This window comes from Mobilicoccus sp. (assembly GCF_032060985.1).
Taxonomy (GTDB): Bacteria; Actinomycetota; Actinomycetes; order Actinomycetales; family Dermatophilaceae; genus Mobilicoccus.
Genome location: NZ_DAMBGD010000005.1, coordinates 144,822 through 160,187 on the forward strand (window position 1 = coordinate 144,822; position 15,366 = coordinate 160,187).

At 71.9% G+C, this 15,366-nt stretch carries 15 protein-coding genes and 1 other RNA gene; 10 read left to right on the forward strand and 6 right to left on the reverse strand.

What is annotated here, in order from left to right:
* The first annotated feature begins 14 nt into the window (after positions 1-14).
* From smpB to ssrA, 3 genes are all read left to right on the forward strand, one after another.
* A complete protein-coding gene (gene smpB / locus RT054_RS06200; RefSeq protein ID WP_312722119.1) occupies positions 15-485 on the forward strand; it encodes an SsrA-binding protein SmpB in 471 nt (156 codons plus the stop codon).
* An 84-nt stretch (positions 486-569) separates the two neighbouring features.
* A complete protein-coding gene (locus RT054_RS06205; RefSeq protein WP_312722117.1) occupies positions 570-989 on the forward strand; it encodes a pyridoxamine 5'-phosphate oxidase family protein in 420 nt (139 codons plus the stop codon).
* A 147-nt stretch (positions 990-1,136) separates the two neighbouring features.
* Positions 1,137-1,502, forward strand: a transfer-messenger RNA (tmRNA) gene (gene ssrA, locus RT054_RS06210).
* A 66-nt stretch (positions 1,503-1,568) separates the two neighbouring features.
* On the opposite strand, the gene hutG is transcribed toward ssrA, so the two are convergent.
* Entirely contained in the window at positions 1,569-2,528 is a 960-nt protein-coding gene (hutG, locus tag RT054_RS06215; protein WP_313022610.1) for a formimidoylglutamase, read from the reverse strand.
* Positions 2,529-2,664: 136 nt separating this feature from the next.
* Here hutG and RT054_RS06220 point away from each other — a divergent pair, with 136 nt between their 5' ends.
* Positions 2,665-3,429: an IclR family transcriptional regulator gene (locus RT054_RS06220; protein ID WP_313022611.1), complete on the forward strand. Its 765-nt coding sequence runs from the start codon at positions 2,665-2,667 to the stop codon at positions 3,427-3,429.
* Positions 3,430-3,698: 269 nt separating this feature from the next.
* A complete protein-coding gene (gene hutU, locus RT054_RS06225) occupies positions 3,699-5,402 on the forward strand; it encodes a urocanate hydratase (protein WP_313022612.1) in 1,704 nt (567 codons plus the stop codon).
* 136 nt (positions 5,403-5,538) lie between these two features.
* On the opposite strand, the gene RT054_RS06230 is transcribed toward hutU, so the two are convergent.
* Positions 5,539-5,898, reverse strand: a complete 360-nt coding sequence (locus RT054_RS06230; RefSeq protein WP_313022613.1) for a TfoX/Sxy family protein — start codon at positions 5,896-5,898, stop codon at positions 5,539-5,541.
* 235 nt (positions 5,899-6,133) lie between these two features.
* Here RT054_RS06230 and hutI point away from each other — a divergent pair, with 235 nt between their 5' ends.
* The gene (hutI, locus tag RT054_RS06235; protein WP_313022615.1) at positions 6,134-7,327 is read left to right on the forward strand and encodes an imidazolonepropionase; all 1,194 of its coding nucleotides are present in this window, start codon (positions 6,134-6,136) and stop codon (positions 7,325-7,327) included.
* Between the two features lie 27 nt (positions 7,328-7,354).
* Positions 7,355-8,908 (forward strand): histidine ammonia-lyase, encoded by a 1,554-nt coding sequence (gene hutH, locus RT054_RS06240; protein ID WP_313022617.1) that lies wholly within the window; start codon positions 7,355-7,357, stop codon positions 8,906-8,908.
* Here hutH and RT054_RS06245 read toward each other — a convergent pair.
* The 3 genes from RT054_RS06245 to RT054_RS06255 all read right to left on the reverse strand — a co-directional run bounded on the left by RT054_RS06245 (position 8,889) and on the right by RT054_RS06255 (position 11,388).
* The gene (locus RT054_RS06245; protein ID WP_313022619.1) at positions 8,889-9,296 is read right to left on the reverse strand and encodes a hypothetical protein; all 408 of its coding nucleotides are present in this window, start codon (positions 9,294-9,296) and stop codon (positions 8,889-8,891) included. The two genes, hutH and RT054_RS06245, sit on opposite strands and share 20 nt — an antisense overlap.
* Positions 9,297-9,442: 146 nt before the next feature.
* A complete protein-coding gene (gene trxA / locus RT054_RS06250) occupies positions 9,443-9,862 on the reverse strand; it encodes a thioredoxin (RefSeq protein WP_313022621.1) in 420 nt (139 codons plus the stop codon).
* A gap of 293 nt (positions 9,863-10,155) precedes the next feature.
* Positions 10,156-11,388 (reverse strand): hypothetical protein, encoded by a 1,233-nt coding sequence (locus tag RT054_RS06255; protein WP_313022622.1) that lies wholly within the window; start codon positions 11,386-11,388, stop codon positions 10,156-10,158.
* Positions 11,389-11,430: 42 nt separating this feature from the next.
* On the opposite strand from RT054_RS06255, the gene RT054_RS06260 reads away from it, so the two are divergent.
* The 3 genes from RT054_RS06260 (at position 11,431) to RT054_RS06270 (ending at position 14,462) form a co-directional block, all read left to right on the forward strand.
* Complete coding sequence (locus tag RT054_RS06260; protein WP_313022623.1) at positions 11,431-12,987, forward strand: DEAD/DEAH box helicase; 1,557 nt, start codon at positions 11,431-11,433, stop codon at positions 12,985-12,987.
* Positions 12,988-13,236: 249 nt separating this feature from the next.
* Entirely contained in the window at positions 13,237-13,878 is a 642-nt protein-coding gene (locus tag RT054_RS06265) for a superoxide dismutase family protein (RefSeq protein ID WP_313022625.1), read from the forward strand.
* A 26-nt stretch (positions 13,879-13,904) separates the two neighbouring features.
* Positions 13,905-14,462: a YqgE/AlgH family protein gene (locus RT054_RS06270; protein ID WP_312722506.1), complete on the forward strand. Its 558-nt coding sequence runs from the start codon at positions 13,905-13,907 to the stop codon at positions 14,460-14,462.
* Positions 14,463-14,595: 133 nt separating this feature from the next.
* Here RT054_RS06270 and RT054_RS06275 read toward each other — a convergent pair whose 3' ends face one another.
* Positions 14,596-15,366: a polysaccharide deacetylase family protein gene (locus RT054_RS06275; protein ID WP_313022626.1), complete on the reverse strand. Its 771-nt coding sequence runs from the start codon at positions 15,364-15,366 to the stop codon at positions 14,596-14,598.

A 15,366-nucleotide genomic window follows, 5' to 3' on the forward strand; every position in this document is an offset into this window, starting at 1 on the left:
GAGGTGAGCCGTACATGGCCAAGGAGAAGGGCACGAACGTCGTCGCGCGCAACCGCAAAGCGCGGCACGACTACATCATCGAGGACACGTACGAGGCCGGTCTCGTGCTCACGGGCACCGAGGTGAAGTCGCTCCGGCAGGGGCGGGCGTCGCTCGTCGACGGGTTCGCCACGATCGACGGCGGCGAGGCGTGGCTCGAGGGCGTGCACATCCCCGAGTACCACCAGGGCACGTGGACCAACCACGCCGCGCGGCGCAAGCGCAAGCTCCTCCTGCACCGTCAGCAGATCGACAAGCTCGCGATCAAGAGCCGCGAGACCGGGCACACGCTCGTGCCGCTCCAGCTGTACTTCAAGGATGGACGGGCCAAGGTCGAGATCGCGCTCGCCAAGGGCAAGAGGGAGTACGACAAGCGCCATGCCCTCCGCGAGCGGCAGGACCGTCGCGAGGCAGAGCGGGCGATGTCGCTGCGGATGAATCGGTGACCTCCGTCCCTCGTCCCGGTGCCGGGGCCGGGGGCTAGGGTGGAACTCGAGCCGAACGCCCGAGTCCAGACCTGAGGAGCATCGATGGAGAACACGAGTGGATCCGTCCGCGAGCTGGAGCTCGGCGAGTGCTGGACCCTTCTCGAATCGCGTGACTTCGGCCGACTCGCCTACTCGGTGGGGACCCACCCCGAGATCGTGCCGATCAACTACTGCGTCTCGGACCGGGCCATCTACTTCCGCACCGCGGGCGGCGGCAAGTTGTTCGGCGTAACCGTCAACCAGAACGTCGCCTTCGAGATCGACGACATCGTCGGCGAGGTGGCCCGCAGCGTCATCGTCACGGGGACGGCGACCCGCCTGGACCACCAGGCTGAGATCGACAAGGCCGAGGAACTCCCGCTGCGACCGTGGATCCCGGCGGACAAGTACAACTACGTCCGCATCGACGTGGACGACGTCTCCGGCCGCGAGTTGCACATGGGCGCCGAGCCCTGTGACTGAGCCTCGCGCCGTCACGACGTGCGGGAATGAGGTCGACGTTGGCGGCGTTGTGACCGTATGCTCGTCCCTCCGCCTTCGCGCGGACCGAGCCGGGTGGAGCGCCCGGCGATGAGAAGTGCACAGTGATGACATGCCCTCCGCATCCGCGGGGGTGATCGGTTTCGACGTCGATCGTGCGATCAGGGGAAGCGGGCCGAGGATGTCGGGTTATCTCGAAAACGCTCCCGGCAAACCAATAGGTGCCGATTCCAAGCGCACCGACTTCGCCCTCGCCGCCTGAGCGAGCCCGAAGTCTGTCAGCCTAGGTGTGATCTCGGCCTAGTGTCTGGCATCAGCTAGAGATCTTGCTGCGCAGCGGTGTCGGGACGCTGCGTGGGACTCTTCCTCGACTGGGCCTGTCAGGGGACGTGTGCGTGCGAGCCCTGGGGCCGAGAAAATCCATAGCGCACTGCGCCCGGAGAAGTCCTGGTTCTGCGTCGGCGGACGCGGGTTCGATTCCCGCCACCTCCACTCCCGTTGAGGGCATGTCATCACTGTCGCTTCTCCCACCGCACCGCGTGCCGGGCCCGGTCGGGCTTCTCATGTGCGCGCGGGCGAGGCGTGGACGCAGGTCGTCACGAGGCGGGCCGCGGTCTTGGCGGTCCGTCCGTCGATGTCGAGGCGTGGGCAGAGTTCCACGATGTCGAGGACACGGAGTCTGCCGCTCTCGGCGACGCGCCGGCACACCGCCTCGAGGACCTCCACCGGCACCCCGTAGGCCGCGGGCGCGCTCACACCCGGTGCGACGGCCGCCGGGAGGACGTCGAGATCGATGGACAGATGCACGGCGTCGACTCGGGCGACGAGTTCGTCGACGAGGTGCAGGACGCCCGCGAGGTGGCCCGGCTGGGCGTCGGTGTCGAGGACGTGGCGCACCCCGAGGCGGTCTGCGGTGTCGAAGAGCACGGGGGTGTTCGAGGGCTCGGCGATACCGACGACCGTGTAGTCGAAGCGCCGCCCCGCCGCGGCGTCGGCCTCCGCCATCTGGAGGAACGGTGTTCCCGAGGTGGGGCGGTCCGCCGCGCGCAGGTCGAAGTGGGCGTCGAGGTTCAGGACGCCGACGTGGGCGCCCTGAAGTCCGGCCGATCGGATGCGTCCGAGATAGGAGCCGTAGGCGGTCTCGTGGCCACCCCCCAGGACGACGACGAACCGCGCGTCGGCGTCGAGTTCCCGCGCGATCAGCTCGCCGAGTGCCTCGTGCCCGGATTCGAGATCCTCCCCGTCGACGACCACCGTGCCCGCATCGCGCAGGGGCACGTCGACGTGGAGGGCGAGGGGTGCGAGGGCCGAGCGCAGCGCCTGCGGACCCTCCGCCGCCCCCTGCCGGCCGCCGTTGCGCCGAACCCCCTCGTCGCTTGCGAAGCCGACGACGGACACCCCGCCCACGGCGCGGCCGGCGCTCATCGTGTGCGTCACCTGCCGATGCCAGCGGCGGTGCTCTGCCCCCTCACCGTCGTCGCGGCCGGTCCAGGACGAGGCGTCGTACTCCACGAAGCTCATGGGGAGGACTCTAGGGAACCCAACGCCGGCGTCGACCCGAGATGGCAGATGGGACGGCAGCGTGGATACTGCTGGGGCGGTAGCGGAGCTGCCATCCCATCTGCCATCTCGGGTGTGGGGTGGGGGAGGGGGTGGGATGTCCAAGGTGCCGGCGGCGACGAACACGTTGCGCATCCTTCGTCACCTCGCGAGTCGGCGGGGACCGGTGTCGGCGATGTCGATCGCCACCGCCCTGGACCTACCCCGGTCCAGCGTCTACCACCTCCTCGCGGTGATGACGGAGGCCGGATTCGTCGTCCACCTCGAGGAGGAGCGGCTGTACGGCATCGGGCCGGCGGCCTCGGAGCTGTCGTCGGCCTACGTGCGTCAGGCGCCGCTCGCGCGGCTCGCGGGCACCGCGCTCGCCGGGCTCGTCGACGCGGTGGGGGAGAGCGCCCACATGTCGGTGCTCCACGGCCGCGACGTGCTCTACGTCATCGAGATGCGCGCCGCGGGACGTCCGGCCCTTGTCTCCGACGTCGGGGTGCGGCTGCCCGCGCACCTCACCGCGAGCGGCCGCGCGATCCTCGCCGACCTGTCCGCGGCTCAGGTCAGGGCGCTCTTTCCCGGTCGGGAGGCCTTCGCCGACGTCGGTGGCACGTCCCCCGAGCCATGGACGCCGACGCGCCTTCGCGCCGAGCTCCGTGCGGTGCGGGCGCGCGGGTGGGCCGTGGAGTCAGGGGACGTGACGCCGGGGTTGTCCTCGGTCGCCGTCCCCGTCCACGACCACCTCGACTGGCCCGTCGCCGCCCTCGCCCTGACGTTCGAGGACCGGCGCGTCGGTGCCGACGAGCACCCGCGCCTCGCAGCCGAACTCGCTGAGGTCGCCACGCGACTCGCGGCCCGACTGCGGACGGGCTGACGACGGATCAGCCCCGTGCCAGACGTGTCGGGGGACGGACTGGAATGACACCTCGCCGCCCGACGGCGCATCGGCCGATCGACGGCCGCGCCGACTCGCGACCGTCGCCGGACCGCCGCCGGACCGTCGCCGGACCGCCGCGCGACGTCTGGGATCTCAGATGCCAACGCTCCGCAGGGTGCTGACAAGAGCCGTCGGTGGGCGGTGTCATGGTGAACGAGAACAGGCGATCCGCGTCCGCCCGCCACCCTCGAGACGAAGGAGTCCCCATGGCCCTCCCCGGAGCCCGTGAGGTCCGCGCCCCCCGCGGCACCGAGATCACCGCGAAGAGCTGGCAGACCGAGGCCCCGCTGCGGATGATCCAGAACAACCTCGACCCGGAGGTGGCCGAGCGGCCCGACGACCTCGTCGTCTACGGCGGCACCGGCCGTGCGGCGCGGTCGTGGGAGGCGTTCGACGCGATCGTCGAGACCCTGCGCACCCTCGAGGACGACGAGACCCTCCTCGTGCAGTCCGGCAAGCCGGTCGGCGTGTTCCGGACGCACGTGTGGGCGCCGCGGGTGCTCATCGCGAACTCCAACCTCGTCGGCGACTGGGCCACGTGGCCGGAGTTCCGCAAGCTCGAGGCGGAGGGCCTCATGATGTACGGCCAGATGACGGCCGGGTCGTGGATCTACATCGCCACCCAGGGCATCCTCCAGGGCACGTTCGAGACGTTCGCCGCGGTCGCGGTCAAGATGCACGCCGAGGGGCGCATTCCCGAGCCGACCCTCGCGGGCACCCTCACGCTCACCGGCGGCTGCGGGGGCATGGGCGGCGCGCAGCCGCTCGCCGTCACCCTCAACGGCGGCGTCGTCCTCGTCGTCGACGTCGATCGCAGCCGCCTCGAACGGCGCCACAGCAAGCGGTACCTCGACGAGGTCACCGACTCCCTCGACGACGCCCTCACCCGGCTCGCGACGGCGAAGGAGGAGCGGCGCGCGCTGTCGGTCGGGCTCGTCGGCAATGCCGCCGAGGTGTTCCCCGAGGTGCTGCGGCGACACCGTGCCGGGGAGGTCCACGTCGATGTCGTCACCGACCAGACGAGCGCCCACGATCCGCTGAGCTACCTGCCCGCCGAGGTCGCGCTCGAGGATTGGGACGCCGAGGCGAAGGCCGACCCCGAGGGATTCACGAAGAAGGCCCGGGAGTCGATGGCCGCCCAGGTGCAGGCCATGGTCGAGTTCGGCGACGAGGGTGCCGAGGTCTTCGACTACGGCAACTCGATCCGCGACGAGGCCCGCAAGGCCGGCTACCCGCGCGCGTTCGAGTTCCCCGGCTTCGTGCCCGCCTACATCCGGCCGCTGTTCTGTGAGGGGCTCGGCCCGTTCCGGTGGGTCGCGCTCTCGGGAGACCCGGAGGACATCCGCGTCACCGATGCCGCCCTCAAGGAGTTGTTCCCCGAGAACGAGCACCTCCACCGCTGGCTCGACGCGGCGGAGGAGCACGTCGAGTTCGAGGGTCTTCCCGCCCGCATCTGCTGGCTCGGCTACGGCGAGCGGCACAAGGCGGGGCTGCTGTTCAACGACCTCGTCCGGGAGGGCAAGGTGACTGCACCCATCGTCATCGGTCGCGATCACCTCGACTCCGGCTCGGTGGCCTCGCCCTACCGCGAGACCGAGGGCATGAAGGACGGCTCGGACGCCATCGCCGACTGGCCGCTGCTCAACGCCCTCACGGCGACGAGCTCGGGTGCGACGTGGGTGTCGATCCACCACGGCGGCGGGGTCGGCATCGGCCGCTCGATCCACGCCGGTCAGGTCGGCGTCGCCGACGGCACCGACCTCGCGGCGGAAAAGCTCGAGCGGCTTCTCACCAACGATCCCGGCATGGGCGTCATCCGTCACGTCGACGCCGGGTACGAGCGGGCGATCGAGGTGGCGCAGGAGCGCGGGGTGCGCATCCCCATGCGTGAGACGCACGCCGACGGGTGAGTCGTTCCCCGGGCTACCGGCCGGGGGCGACGCCGAGACCTGACAGGGTGGGGTGACGGCGCCGGGGATTCGCAACCATGCGCAACCAGACCCGCGGACGTCGCACCTTCGACGTCGACTCGAGTCCCGCTCGGTGTCACTCCCGACCGCAGGCCCGCCGGTGATGGCGCAGCGCCGCATCGAGCCAGGTGGCGAGGGCGTCGTCGGTGAGACCACCGCCGTCGACGGCGAGCCAGCCGTCCCCCATCTCGCGGCGGGGTCCCATCGTCGCGACCTTCGCGCCGGGCCTGGCGAGCAGCTCCGCGCGCTCGGCCGGGTCGATCCGCAGCAGCAGGTCGCCGTCGCGTCGCGCGGCGGCGACCATCCGGTCCGCGACCATGAACGACGTCCCGCCGAACATCGCCACCTCCGACGGTTCGAGGGGCGCCAGCGCCCGACGCAGCCGCGTGCGGAGGTCGAGGGTGTCGTCGGCGGTCGGAGTGTTCTCGGTGGTCATGGAAGTCCTCTCCGTCGCGGGCGTACTGGTCCCGTTCTCTCGGAATCCGGGGCCGGCGTCAAGGGTGAGCCCGGTGACCCGTGGGGGCCGGACCAGGCGTCCGGGATCTCAGACGCATTCCGGCCCCCCGGCTCGGCGCAGGGACGGCGGAGCGGGTGTGATGGGTCGAAGTGCACCGAGCCGGGTACTCATCCCGGCACGAACCGCCCGCGGGCGGGAGGAAGGAGCGGTGAGCGTGAGCGAACTCCTCACCGGCATCGGAGAACTGCTGACCAACGATCCGGAGCGGCCGAAGATCACCGACGCCGCGGTCGTCGTCGACGGCGAGACGATCGCCTGGGTCGGCGAGGCCGCGCATGCGCCGGCGGCAGATCGGCGCACGTTCCTGCAGGGTCGGGCCATGCTGCCCGGTTGGGTCGACTCGCACACCCACCTCGTGTTCGCCGGCGACCGGTCGGCGGAGTTCGAGGCCCGGATGGCGGGGGAGTCCTACGCCGCGGGCGGGATCGGGGTGACGACGAGGGCGACCCGAGCGGCCGACGACGACCACCTCGGCGCGCTCGTCGGCGACCGGGTCCATGAGGCGGTCAAGGGCGGGACGACCTACCTCGAGACGAAGACCGGGTACGGCCTCACCGTCGAGGAGGAGGCCCGTGCCGCGCGCATCGCCGCCGCCTCCGTCGACGAGGTGACCTACCTCGGCGCGCACCTCGTGCCGCGTGGCGACGACGGCGAGCAACTCGACGCCGAGGAGTACGTCGACCTCGTCTGCGGACCGATGCTCACGGCGGTGCGCCCGTACGTGCAGTGGGCCGACGTGTTCTGCGAGGAGGGGGCGTTCACGCCCGAGCAGTCGCGGCGCGTGCTGGAGGCGTGCCGAGATGCCGGGCTCGGTCTGCGGGTCCACGGCAACCAGCTCGGGGAGTCCGGCGGCGTCGCCCTCGCCGTCGAGATGGGCGCGGCGAGCGTCGACCACGTCAACCACCTCTCGTCGGCGGACGTCGAGGCCCTCGCCGCCTCCGACACGGTCGCGACGGTCCTCCCGGCCTGCGATCTGTCGACCCGTGCGCCCCTCGCGCCCGCACGCCGCCTCCTCGACGCGGGGGCCACCGTGGCGATCGCGAGCAACTGCAACCCGGGCACGAGCTACACGAGCTCGGTGAACTTCTGCGTCGGCACGGCCGTGTTGCAGATGGGCCTGACGATCGTCGAGGCGGTCCGCGCCGCGACCTGGGGTGGGGCGCGCGCCCTTCGCCGCGAGGTGGCGCGGGACGGGCGCCCGGCCATCGGCTCGATCGCTCCCGGCGCCCGGGCCGACCTCCACGTCCTCGACGCCCCCGCGGCGATCCACCTCGCCTACCGGCCCGGCATGCCCCTCACCTGGGGTGTCTGGCGTGCCGGCCGGCAGGTCGTCGCGCCCGTCCTCTGATCCACCCCTGCCGCACAAGGAGTTCCGATGAACGAGATCCCCACCGTCACCGTCGGCATCGGCCCGCTCGGCATCGCCGAGGTCGTCGCCGTCGCCCGCGGCGGCGCCCCCGTCGAGCTCGGCGCCGAAGCCCTCGACGAGATCCGCCGCAGCCGGGCGATCGTCGACGCGCTCGCCGACGACCCCGTCCCCCACTACGGCATCTCCACCGGGTTCGGGGCTCTCGCGACGACCCACATCCCCCTCGAACGGCGCACTCAGCTACAACTCGGGCTCATCCGCAGTCACGCCGCGGGCTCCGGCCCGGAGGTCGAGCGCGAGGTCGTGCGCGCCCTCATGCTGCTGCGCCTCTCGACCCTCGCGACCGGACGCACCGGCGTGCAGGAGTCCACCGCGCGGGCCTACGCGGCGCTGCTCAACGCGGGCATCACGCCCGTCGTGCGCGAGTACGGTTCGCTCGGCTGCTCCGGCGACCTCGCGCCCCTCGCGCACTGCGCACTCGCCTGCCTCGGGGAGGGAGAGGTCCGCGACGCCACCGGCACCCTCATGCCGGCGGGGGAGGCGCTCGCCGCGGCCGGGATCGAACCGGTGACCCTGCGGGAGAAGGAGGGCCTCGCCCTCATCAACGGCACGGACGGGATGCTCGGTCAGCTCGCGCTCGCGATCACCGACCTCACGGCACTGCTGCAGGTCGCCGATGTCACCGCCGCGATGAGCGTCGAGGGTCTGCTCGGCACCGACGACGTGTTCGCCGCCGACCTGCAGGATCTGCGACCGCAGCCGGGTCAGGCGGACTCCGCAGCCAACCTCCGGGCCGTGTTCGCGGGCAGCGGGATCCGTGACAGCCACCGTGACCCCGCCGCCTGCACCCGCGTGCAGGACGCGTACTCGCTCCGATGCACGCCGCAGGTCCACGGCGGCGCCCGCGACACCCTCGCCCACGCCAGGCTCGTCGCCGACCGTGAGCTGCGCTCCGCCGTCGACAACCCCGTCATCACCCTCGACGGGCGGGTCGAGAGCAACGGCAACTTCCACGGTGCGCCCGTGGCCTACGTGCTCGACTTCCTCGCGATCCCGCTCGCCGACGTCGCTTCGATGAGCGAACGTCGGACGGACCGGTTCCTCGACCGTGCCCGCAGCAACGGACTGCCGCCGTTCCTCGCCGACGACCCGGGCGTGGACTCCGGCCACATGATCGCGCAGTACACCCAGGCCGCGATCGTCTCCGAGCTCAAGCGGCTCGCGGTACCGGCCTCGGTCGACTCCATCCCCAGTAGCGCGATGCAGGAGGACCACGTCTCGATAGGGTGGTCGGCGGCCCGCAAGCTGCGCCGCGCCATCGACGGGCTCCGCCGCGTCCTCGCCATCGAGATGCTCACCGCCGCGCGCGGGATCGCGATGAGGGCTCCGCTCACCCCGTCGCCCGCGACGGGGGCCGTCGTCGACCTCCTCCGCGCGGCGGGCTGGCCCGGACCGGGAGGTGACCGGTACCTCGCACCGGAGATCGAGATCGCCGTCGACCTCATCGCGTCGGGGCAGGTGCTGACCGAGGTGGCCGTCGTCACCGGGGAGTTGCGCTGAGGGCCTCCTGCGCCACGTGATCCGGCGGGCTGTGGCGGTAGGTCCATGAGGTGAGCGCCGTCGCGACCATCGCGATGAGGACCCCGAGGAAGACGTGCGCCGCGACGGCGCCCGACTCACCGAGGGCGTACTGCACCCCCACGAGGACGGCGAGGAGGACGGCCAGTGCCACGTTGACCGCGCCCGCCCATCTGCGCAGGAGGAGGTAGGACACCGCCCCCAGCGCGCACGTGACGAGGGTGATCACCGCGCCGACCTCGTGGTGGGGGCGGAACTGCTCCTGACCGCCGATCATCGCCGCCGCCCACCCGGCCTGGCCGATGACGAGCGAGAGTTCCAGGGTGGCGACGAGCCGCAGGACGATCATGCGGACGGGGGGAAGGGTCAAGGCGGCCTCCGAGGGGGTCGTCGTGGCAAGGGTGCCGGCGAGGGGACGGCCCCCGTCCGCGGTGAGCGGCGGGGGCCGTCGATGGTTGAGAACGTGTCGGAGTGGGGGCTCGGCGACGCGTCCCAACGGGTGTCGGGGGTCGCGCGTCAGGCGCCGGGGATCGACGTGGGGTCGGCGGATCCGGCCTGCGGCGCCTGGGCCTGCTGCTGCATGGCGGCCTCCATCTGGCGGCGGACGTCGTCCATGTCGAGGGCGCGGACCTGACCGATGATGTCCTCCAGTGCCTCGGCGGGAAGGGCACCGGGTTGGGCGAAGACGGGGATGCCCTGGCGGATCGCCATGATCGTGGGGATCGAGGTGATGTCGGCCGCGGCGGCCAGCTCCTGTTCGGCGTCGGTGTCGACCTTCGCGAACGTGATGTCGGGGTGCTTCTCGCTCGCGGCCTCGAAGATCGGGGCGAAATTGCGGCACGGGCCGCACCACGAGGCCCAGAAGTCGACCAGCACGATCTCGGTCGCGCCCATGGTCTCGTCGAAGTTGGCGGCGGTCAGAGCGGTGGTCGTCATGCGTCGTTCAACGCTCGGACGACCTCGTGCATTCCGAGGCACTCCCGTTACGCTGGCCGGGTACCCAGGCGGCTGCCTGCCGCCGCGGGCACCGTCACCGCGTCCGCCGCCGGTGCAACCACGAGGAGGAGGGGCCCCGTGGGGGGTCCGGCGGCGAAGGCGGTGACGCGCGCCTGCTATCCTTGTTGTCGCACGTCCGCCTCGACTCGCCCGACCAGTTCGCGAGTCTCCTGCGATCATCGCCCTTCGGCATGGCTCGCGGACGTGCCGATCAGTTCAGACCGCCCGACCGATCACGGTCCGTGGCGACCATTCACGACACGACGCGGGGCGTCACCACGCCCCTGCGCAGGCACCCGTCTGCGTCCCGGCACGCCGCCGGGGTCGCCCCGGCATCGCAGCCGGGACCAAGGCTCGTTCATCTCCGCACCACGTCGGATACCAGGAGCGTGCCTTCGATCCGACACGAAGAGAGAACTCACATGAGCCCCAAGAACTCCGGCACGCCCAAGAAGCCGCGTTGGTCCGCGGCGAAGAAGGCGGCCAAGCGCACGACATCCACCCGCCCCGATCGCGCTCCGGCCCGAGCCGCTCGTCGCTACGACCGCGACGACCGCCCCGCCGGGCGCGGAGGGTACGGCGAACGTCGCGAGGGCGGTTTCGACCGTCGCGACGGAGGTGCCGACCGTCGCGACGGTGGCACCGAGCGTCGGAGCCCCCGCACCTCCCGACGCGACGACCGTGGCGGATATCAGCGTCGCGACGACCGGGGTTACCAGCGTGATGACCGGGGACCCCGCCGGGACGACCGTGGTGGCTACCAGCGTCGCGATGACCGGGGTTACCAGCGTGATGACCGTGGTCCGCGTCGGGACGACCGTGGCGGGTACCAGGGTCGCGATGACCGGGGTGGCTATGGGCGTCGCGATGACCGTGGCGGGTACCAGGGTCGCGATGACCGTGGTGGCTATGGGCACCGGGAGGACCGTGGCGGGTACCAGCGTCGCGATGACCGCGGCTACCAGCGTGATGACCGTGGTCCGCGTCGGGACGACCGTGGTGGCTACCAGCGTCGTGATGACCGTGGTGGCTACCAGCGTCGCGATGACCGCGGTGGCTACCAGCGTCGCGATGACCGTGGCGGGTACCAGGGTCGGGACGACCGTGGCGGGTATCAGGGTCGGGACGACCGCGGCGGATACCAGCGTCGGGACGACCGTGGCGGCTACCAGCGTGATGACCGTGGTCCGCGCCGCGACGACCGTGGTGGCTATCAGCGTCGCGACGACCGTGGTGGGTACCAGCGTCGCGACGACCGTGGTGGCTACCAGCGTCGGGACGACCGCGGCGGGTACCAGCGCAGGGACGACCGTGGTGGCTACCAGCGTGAGGACCGCTACCCTCGCCACGACGACCGTGGCCGTGACGACCGCGGTTATCAGCGCGACGACCGCTACCCCCGTCGTGACCGGCCGGCGTACGTGCGTCCTGCCGATGCCCCGGCCGCTCAGGCGGAGCGTCTGCACCGCAAGGAGAGCCGCGTCCTCGATCGCCCCGAGGCGCCGTCGGTGGCGGCCCCCGCCGTCGTCGACGACACGACGACCGAGCCGGTGACGACTGAGGAGACGGCGACCGACCAGGTCACCGTCGCACCGACCACCGACACCACGGTCGACCACGGGACGAACGCGGACACCGTGCAGGGAGATGCGGTCGAGGCGGACACGGTCGAGGCGGACGCGAGCACGGAGGCCGGGACCACCGGCCGTGTCGACGGCATCACCGACGCACCGGCGGAGTCGACGACGTTCGCGGCCCTCGGCCTGCCGTCGGCCCTCGTCGAGCGACTTGCGCGCGACGGCATCACCGAGCCGTTCCCCATCCAGCAGGCGACGATCCCCGACGCGCTCGCCGGGCGTGACGTCCTCGGCCGGGGCCGCACGGGCTCGGGCAAGACCTACGCCTTCGGGCTGCCGTTGCTCACGCGCCTCGCGGAGGGGCAGAAGGCGCGGCCGAATCTGCCGCGCGCCATCATCCTGTCGCCGACGCGTGAGCTCGCGATGCAGATCAGCGACGCGTTGCAGCCGCTCGTGCACGTCCTCGGGCTGCGTCACAAGCTCGTCGCGGGTGGGATGCCCTATCCGCCGCAGTTCGACGCGCTCGACCGTGGCGTGGACGTGCTCGTCGCCACGCCGGGTCGCCTCAACGACCTCATCGAGCGGGGCGCCTGCACCCTCGACGCGGTGGAGATCGTCGTCCTCGACGAGGCCGACCACATGGCGGACATGGGGTTCCTTCCCGAGGTCACCGAGATCATGGACAAGGTGCCGGCGGGCGGGCAGCGGCTGCTGTTCTCCGCGACCCTCGACAAGGGCATCGACACCCTCGTCGAGTCCTACCTCACCGACCCGGTCACGCATTCGACCGACGAGGCGCAGGCGAGCGTCGCGACGATGGACCACCACATCCTGCTCGTCGAGCCCGCCCACAAGAAGGTCGTCACCGCGCACGTCGCCAACCGCGGCGGCAACACGATCGTGTTCGCCCGCACCAAGCTCGGCGCGGATCGCATCGCGCTGCAGCTGCGTGAGCAGGGCGTCTTCGCGGCCGCGCTCCACGGCGGTCTGTCGCAGGCCGCTCGCAACCGGGTCCTCGGGGCGTTCCGTGACGGGGATCTGCCGGTGCTCGTCGCCACGGATGTCGCCGCCCGGGGCATCCACGTCGACGACGTGGGCGTCGTCATGCAGGTCGACCCGCCGGCCGACCACAAGGACTACCTGCACCGCGCCGGCCGCACCGCCCGCGCGGGGGAGAAGGGCACGGTCGTCACGCTCGCGCTGCCGCACCAGAAGCGGCTCATGCAGCGCATCGCCGACCAGGCCGGCCTCGAGGTCACGCCCGAGCGCGTGGCGCCGAACGACGAGCGCCTCCGTGAGCTCACGGGCGCGAACGCCCCCACCGGCGAGCCCATCCCCGAGGAGCGTCTGCGCCGCCTGCTCGAGCCGCCGATGCGTCCCCGCCGTGGCGGTTTCCGTCCCGGCGGTCGTGGTCAGGGCGGTCGCGGCCAGGGTGGCCGGGGGCAGGGTGGCCGGGGCGGCGGCCCGCGCGGTCCCCGTCACTACTGAGTCCTCGTCACCACCGAGTCCTCGTCACCACCGAGTCCTCGTCACCACCGAGCCGGAGACGGCCTCACCACGGCCCCCTCACCTGCGTACGTCGCGGGCGAGGGGGCCGCGGTCATGAGACGGGCGTGAGAGCTCGGTGCGACCGGCGTGGGTGCCGGTGGAAGTCGTCGGCGCCACGCGGGCCCGATTGCGGCGATCCGCAGCACGATTCATGGTGGGCTGGGTATCCGCCACCGACGAGGAGATCCCATGCGCGCCACCCTGCCCGCCGCCTTGATCCTGTCCTCCGCCCTCGCTCTCACCGCCTGTGCGGCAGGTGAGAAGACCACCCCGCTGCCCGCGGACGAGCCCCCACCGGCGGCCGGTATGACCGACGGCGCCACCGAGGACGACGCCGTCGAGGTCACCCGCGCCGAGCTCAAGGACGCCGACGGCGCCTCCCGCGGCACCGTCACGATCGAGGACGTCGACGACGGGCGGCTCGCGGTCGTCGTCGAGGCCTCCGGACTCACGCCCGGGTTCCACGCCGTGCACCTGCACACGATCGGCAAGTGCGAACCGAACTCCGTGGACCCCAAGGATGCGACGAAGAAGGGGGACTTCCTCTCGTCCGGGGGACACCTCGGTGAGGGGGACCACCCCGATCACGCCGCCGACCTGCCCCCGCTGCTCGCCCTGAAGGACGGCACGGCGAGCCTGCGCGTCGTCACCGACCGTGTGGATTCCGACACACTTCTCGACGACGACGGCTCGGCGTTCGTCGTCCACGAGAAGCCCGACAACTTCGCCAACATCCCGGAGCGGTACGCCTCTGGCGGTGCCGACGCCGAGACCAAGAAGGCCGGTGACGCCGGGCCGCGGGTGGTGTGTGGGGCCTTCCTGCCTGAGTGAACCGCCCACGGCGGCACAATGGGCGGGTGACCTATCTGGCCGGACGACTCCTCGTCGCCGCTCCCGGCACCGGGGGAGAGGTGTTCCATCGCGGCGTGGTGCTCCTGCTCCACCACGACGACGACGGTGCCCACGGCCTCGTGTTGAACAAGCCCATCGACGCCGAGGTGCACACGGTGCTGCCCGCCTGGCAGGACCACGTCGTCGCACCGGGACGGCTGTTCCAGGGCGGTCCGGTGGGGCTGGACACCGCCCTCGGCCTCGTGCGGTTGGGGCATGACGACGCCGGAGAGGGTCTCGGCATCATGCCGCTCTTCGACCGGATCGGCGTCGTCGATCTCGATGCGCCCCCCGAGATCGTCCTCCCCCACGTGAGCGCACTACGGGTGTTCGCGGGGTACTCGGGCTGGGCGGCCGGTCAGTTGGAGGGAGAGCTCGAGTCGGGCGCGTGGTTCGTCGTCGACGCGCGGCCGGGTGACCCGTTCGTGCCCGTCCCCGAGATCGTGTGGAGCATGGTGCTGCGCCGCGCGGGCGGCAAGCTCGCCTGGCTCGCCACCTACCCCGAGGACCCGCGGCACAACTGACGCGTGACGGCGCGCAGCGGCCGTCTCCGCCCAGGCCCGGGGGCCGCACCCGCAGCCGCACCGGTTCGATCATCGGGCTGCGTCGGCCCGGCCCGGTTCGACGCCGTTCGGCCGGCGGCAGACGGCAGACGGCTCAGCGCCGGCGGATGGCCGTCGCGAGGTGGCGAGGGTGGAGGTTGAAGTGTGGACGGGTGACCGCCGTCCCGCGTTCGAGCGCTCGGGACAGGCTGGTGGCCTGCAGGCCACGCTCCTCCGCGACGCGCAGGACCCGGTCGAGGAGTTCGTAACGGTCGAGGACCGGTTCGGGAACGGGGTCCCCGAGGTCGGCCGGGCCGGCATGCCCGTCGTGGAAGAGCAGGATCGTGCCGCGCTCGAGGTTGGCGGTGGCCTTCTCGACGCGCTGGTCCTGGGTGGCCTCGGGGTTCCAGTCGTGGCTCGTGCCGCTCCAGATGACCGACGTCATGCCCGCCTCACGGATGAGGCGCCAGGTCTCGACCGACTGGTCGCCGTGCGGCGGCCGGAACCAGAGCACGGGCATGCCGAGGGCGTCCTCGAGTTCCGCCTTGCCCCGGGTGAGCATCTCGCGGGCCTCGGCACGCGACAGCGTGGGCAGGTGGCGGTGGTCCATGCCGTGCAGGCCGATCTCGTGACCGGCGGCGACGACCTCCTCGAGCAGCCCACGGTTGGCGCGCACGCTCGTCATGAGCACGAAGAACGTGGCGGTCGCGTCGTGGTCGGCGAGGGCGCGCAGCACCTCGGGTGTGCGTCCCGGAGTGGGCCCGTCGTCGAAGGTCGGGATGATGACGGGCTCGGCGGTGCGGACCGAGCTCACCGAACCGATCGCGTCGGGTGCCTTCTCCAGCACCCGCATCGCGGTGAGCTTGAGGTCGTGGACGAGTGGCAT

What these genes read in the sequence shown, in the direction of transcription:
- smpB (WP_312722119.1), top strand. Translation starts at nt 15, where the DNA reads ATGGCCAAGGAGAAGGGCACGAACGTCGTCGCGCGCAACCGCAAAGCG.
- RT054_RS06205 (WP_312722117.1), top strand. Translation starts at nt 570, where the DNA reads ATGGAGAACACGAGTGGATCCGTCCGCGAGCTGGAGCTCGGCGAGTGC.
- hutG (WP_313022610.1), bottom strand. Translation starts at nt 2,528, where the DNA reads ATGAGCTTCGTGGAGTACGACGCCTCGTCCTGGACCGGCCGCGACGAC.
- RT054_RS06220 (WP_313022611.1), top strand. Translation starts at nt 2,665, where the DNA reads ATGTCCAAGGTGCCGGCGGCGACGAACACGTTGCGCATCCTTCGTCAC.
- hutU (WP_313022612.1), top strand. Translation starts at nt 3,699, where the DNA reads ATGGCCCTCCCCGGAGCCCGTGAGGTCCGCGCCCCCCGCGGCACCGAG.
- RT054_RS06230 (WP_313022613.1), bottom strand. Translation starts at nt 5,898, where the DNA reads ATGACCACCGAGAACACTCCGACCGCCGACGACACCCTCGACCTCCGC.
- hutH (WP_313022617.1), top strand. Translation starts at nt 7,355, where the DNA reads ATGAACGAGATCCCCACCGTCACCGTCGGCATCGGCCCGCTCGGCATC.
- trxA (WP_313022621.1), bottom strand. Translation starts at nt 9,862, where the DNA reads ATGACGACCACCGCTCTGACCGCCGCCAACTTCGACGAGACCATGGGC.
- RT054_RS06265 (WP_313022625.1), top strand. Translation starts at nt 13,237, where the DNA reads ATGCGCGCCACCCTGCCCGCCGCCTTGATCCTGTCCTCCGCCCTCGCT.
- RT054_RS06275 (WP_313022626.1), bottom strand. Translation starts at nt 15,366, where the DNA reads ATGCCACTCGTCCACGACCTCAAGCTCACCGCGATGCGGGTGCTGGAG.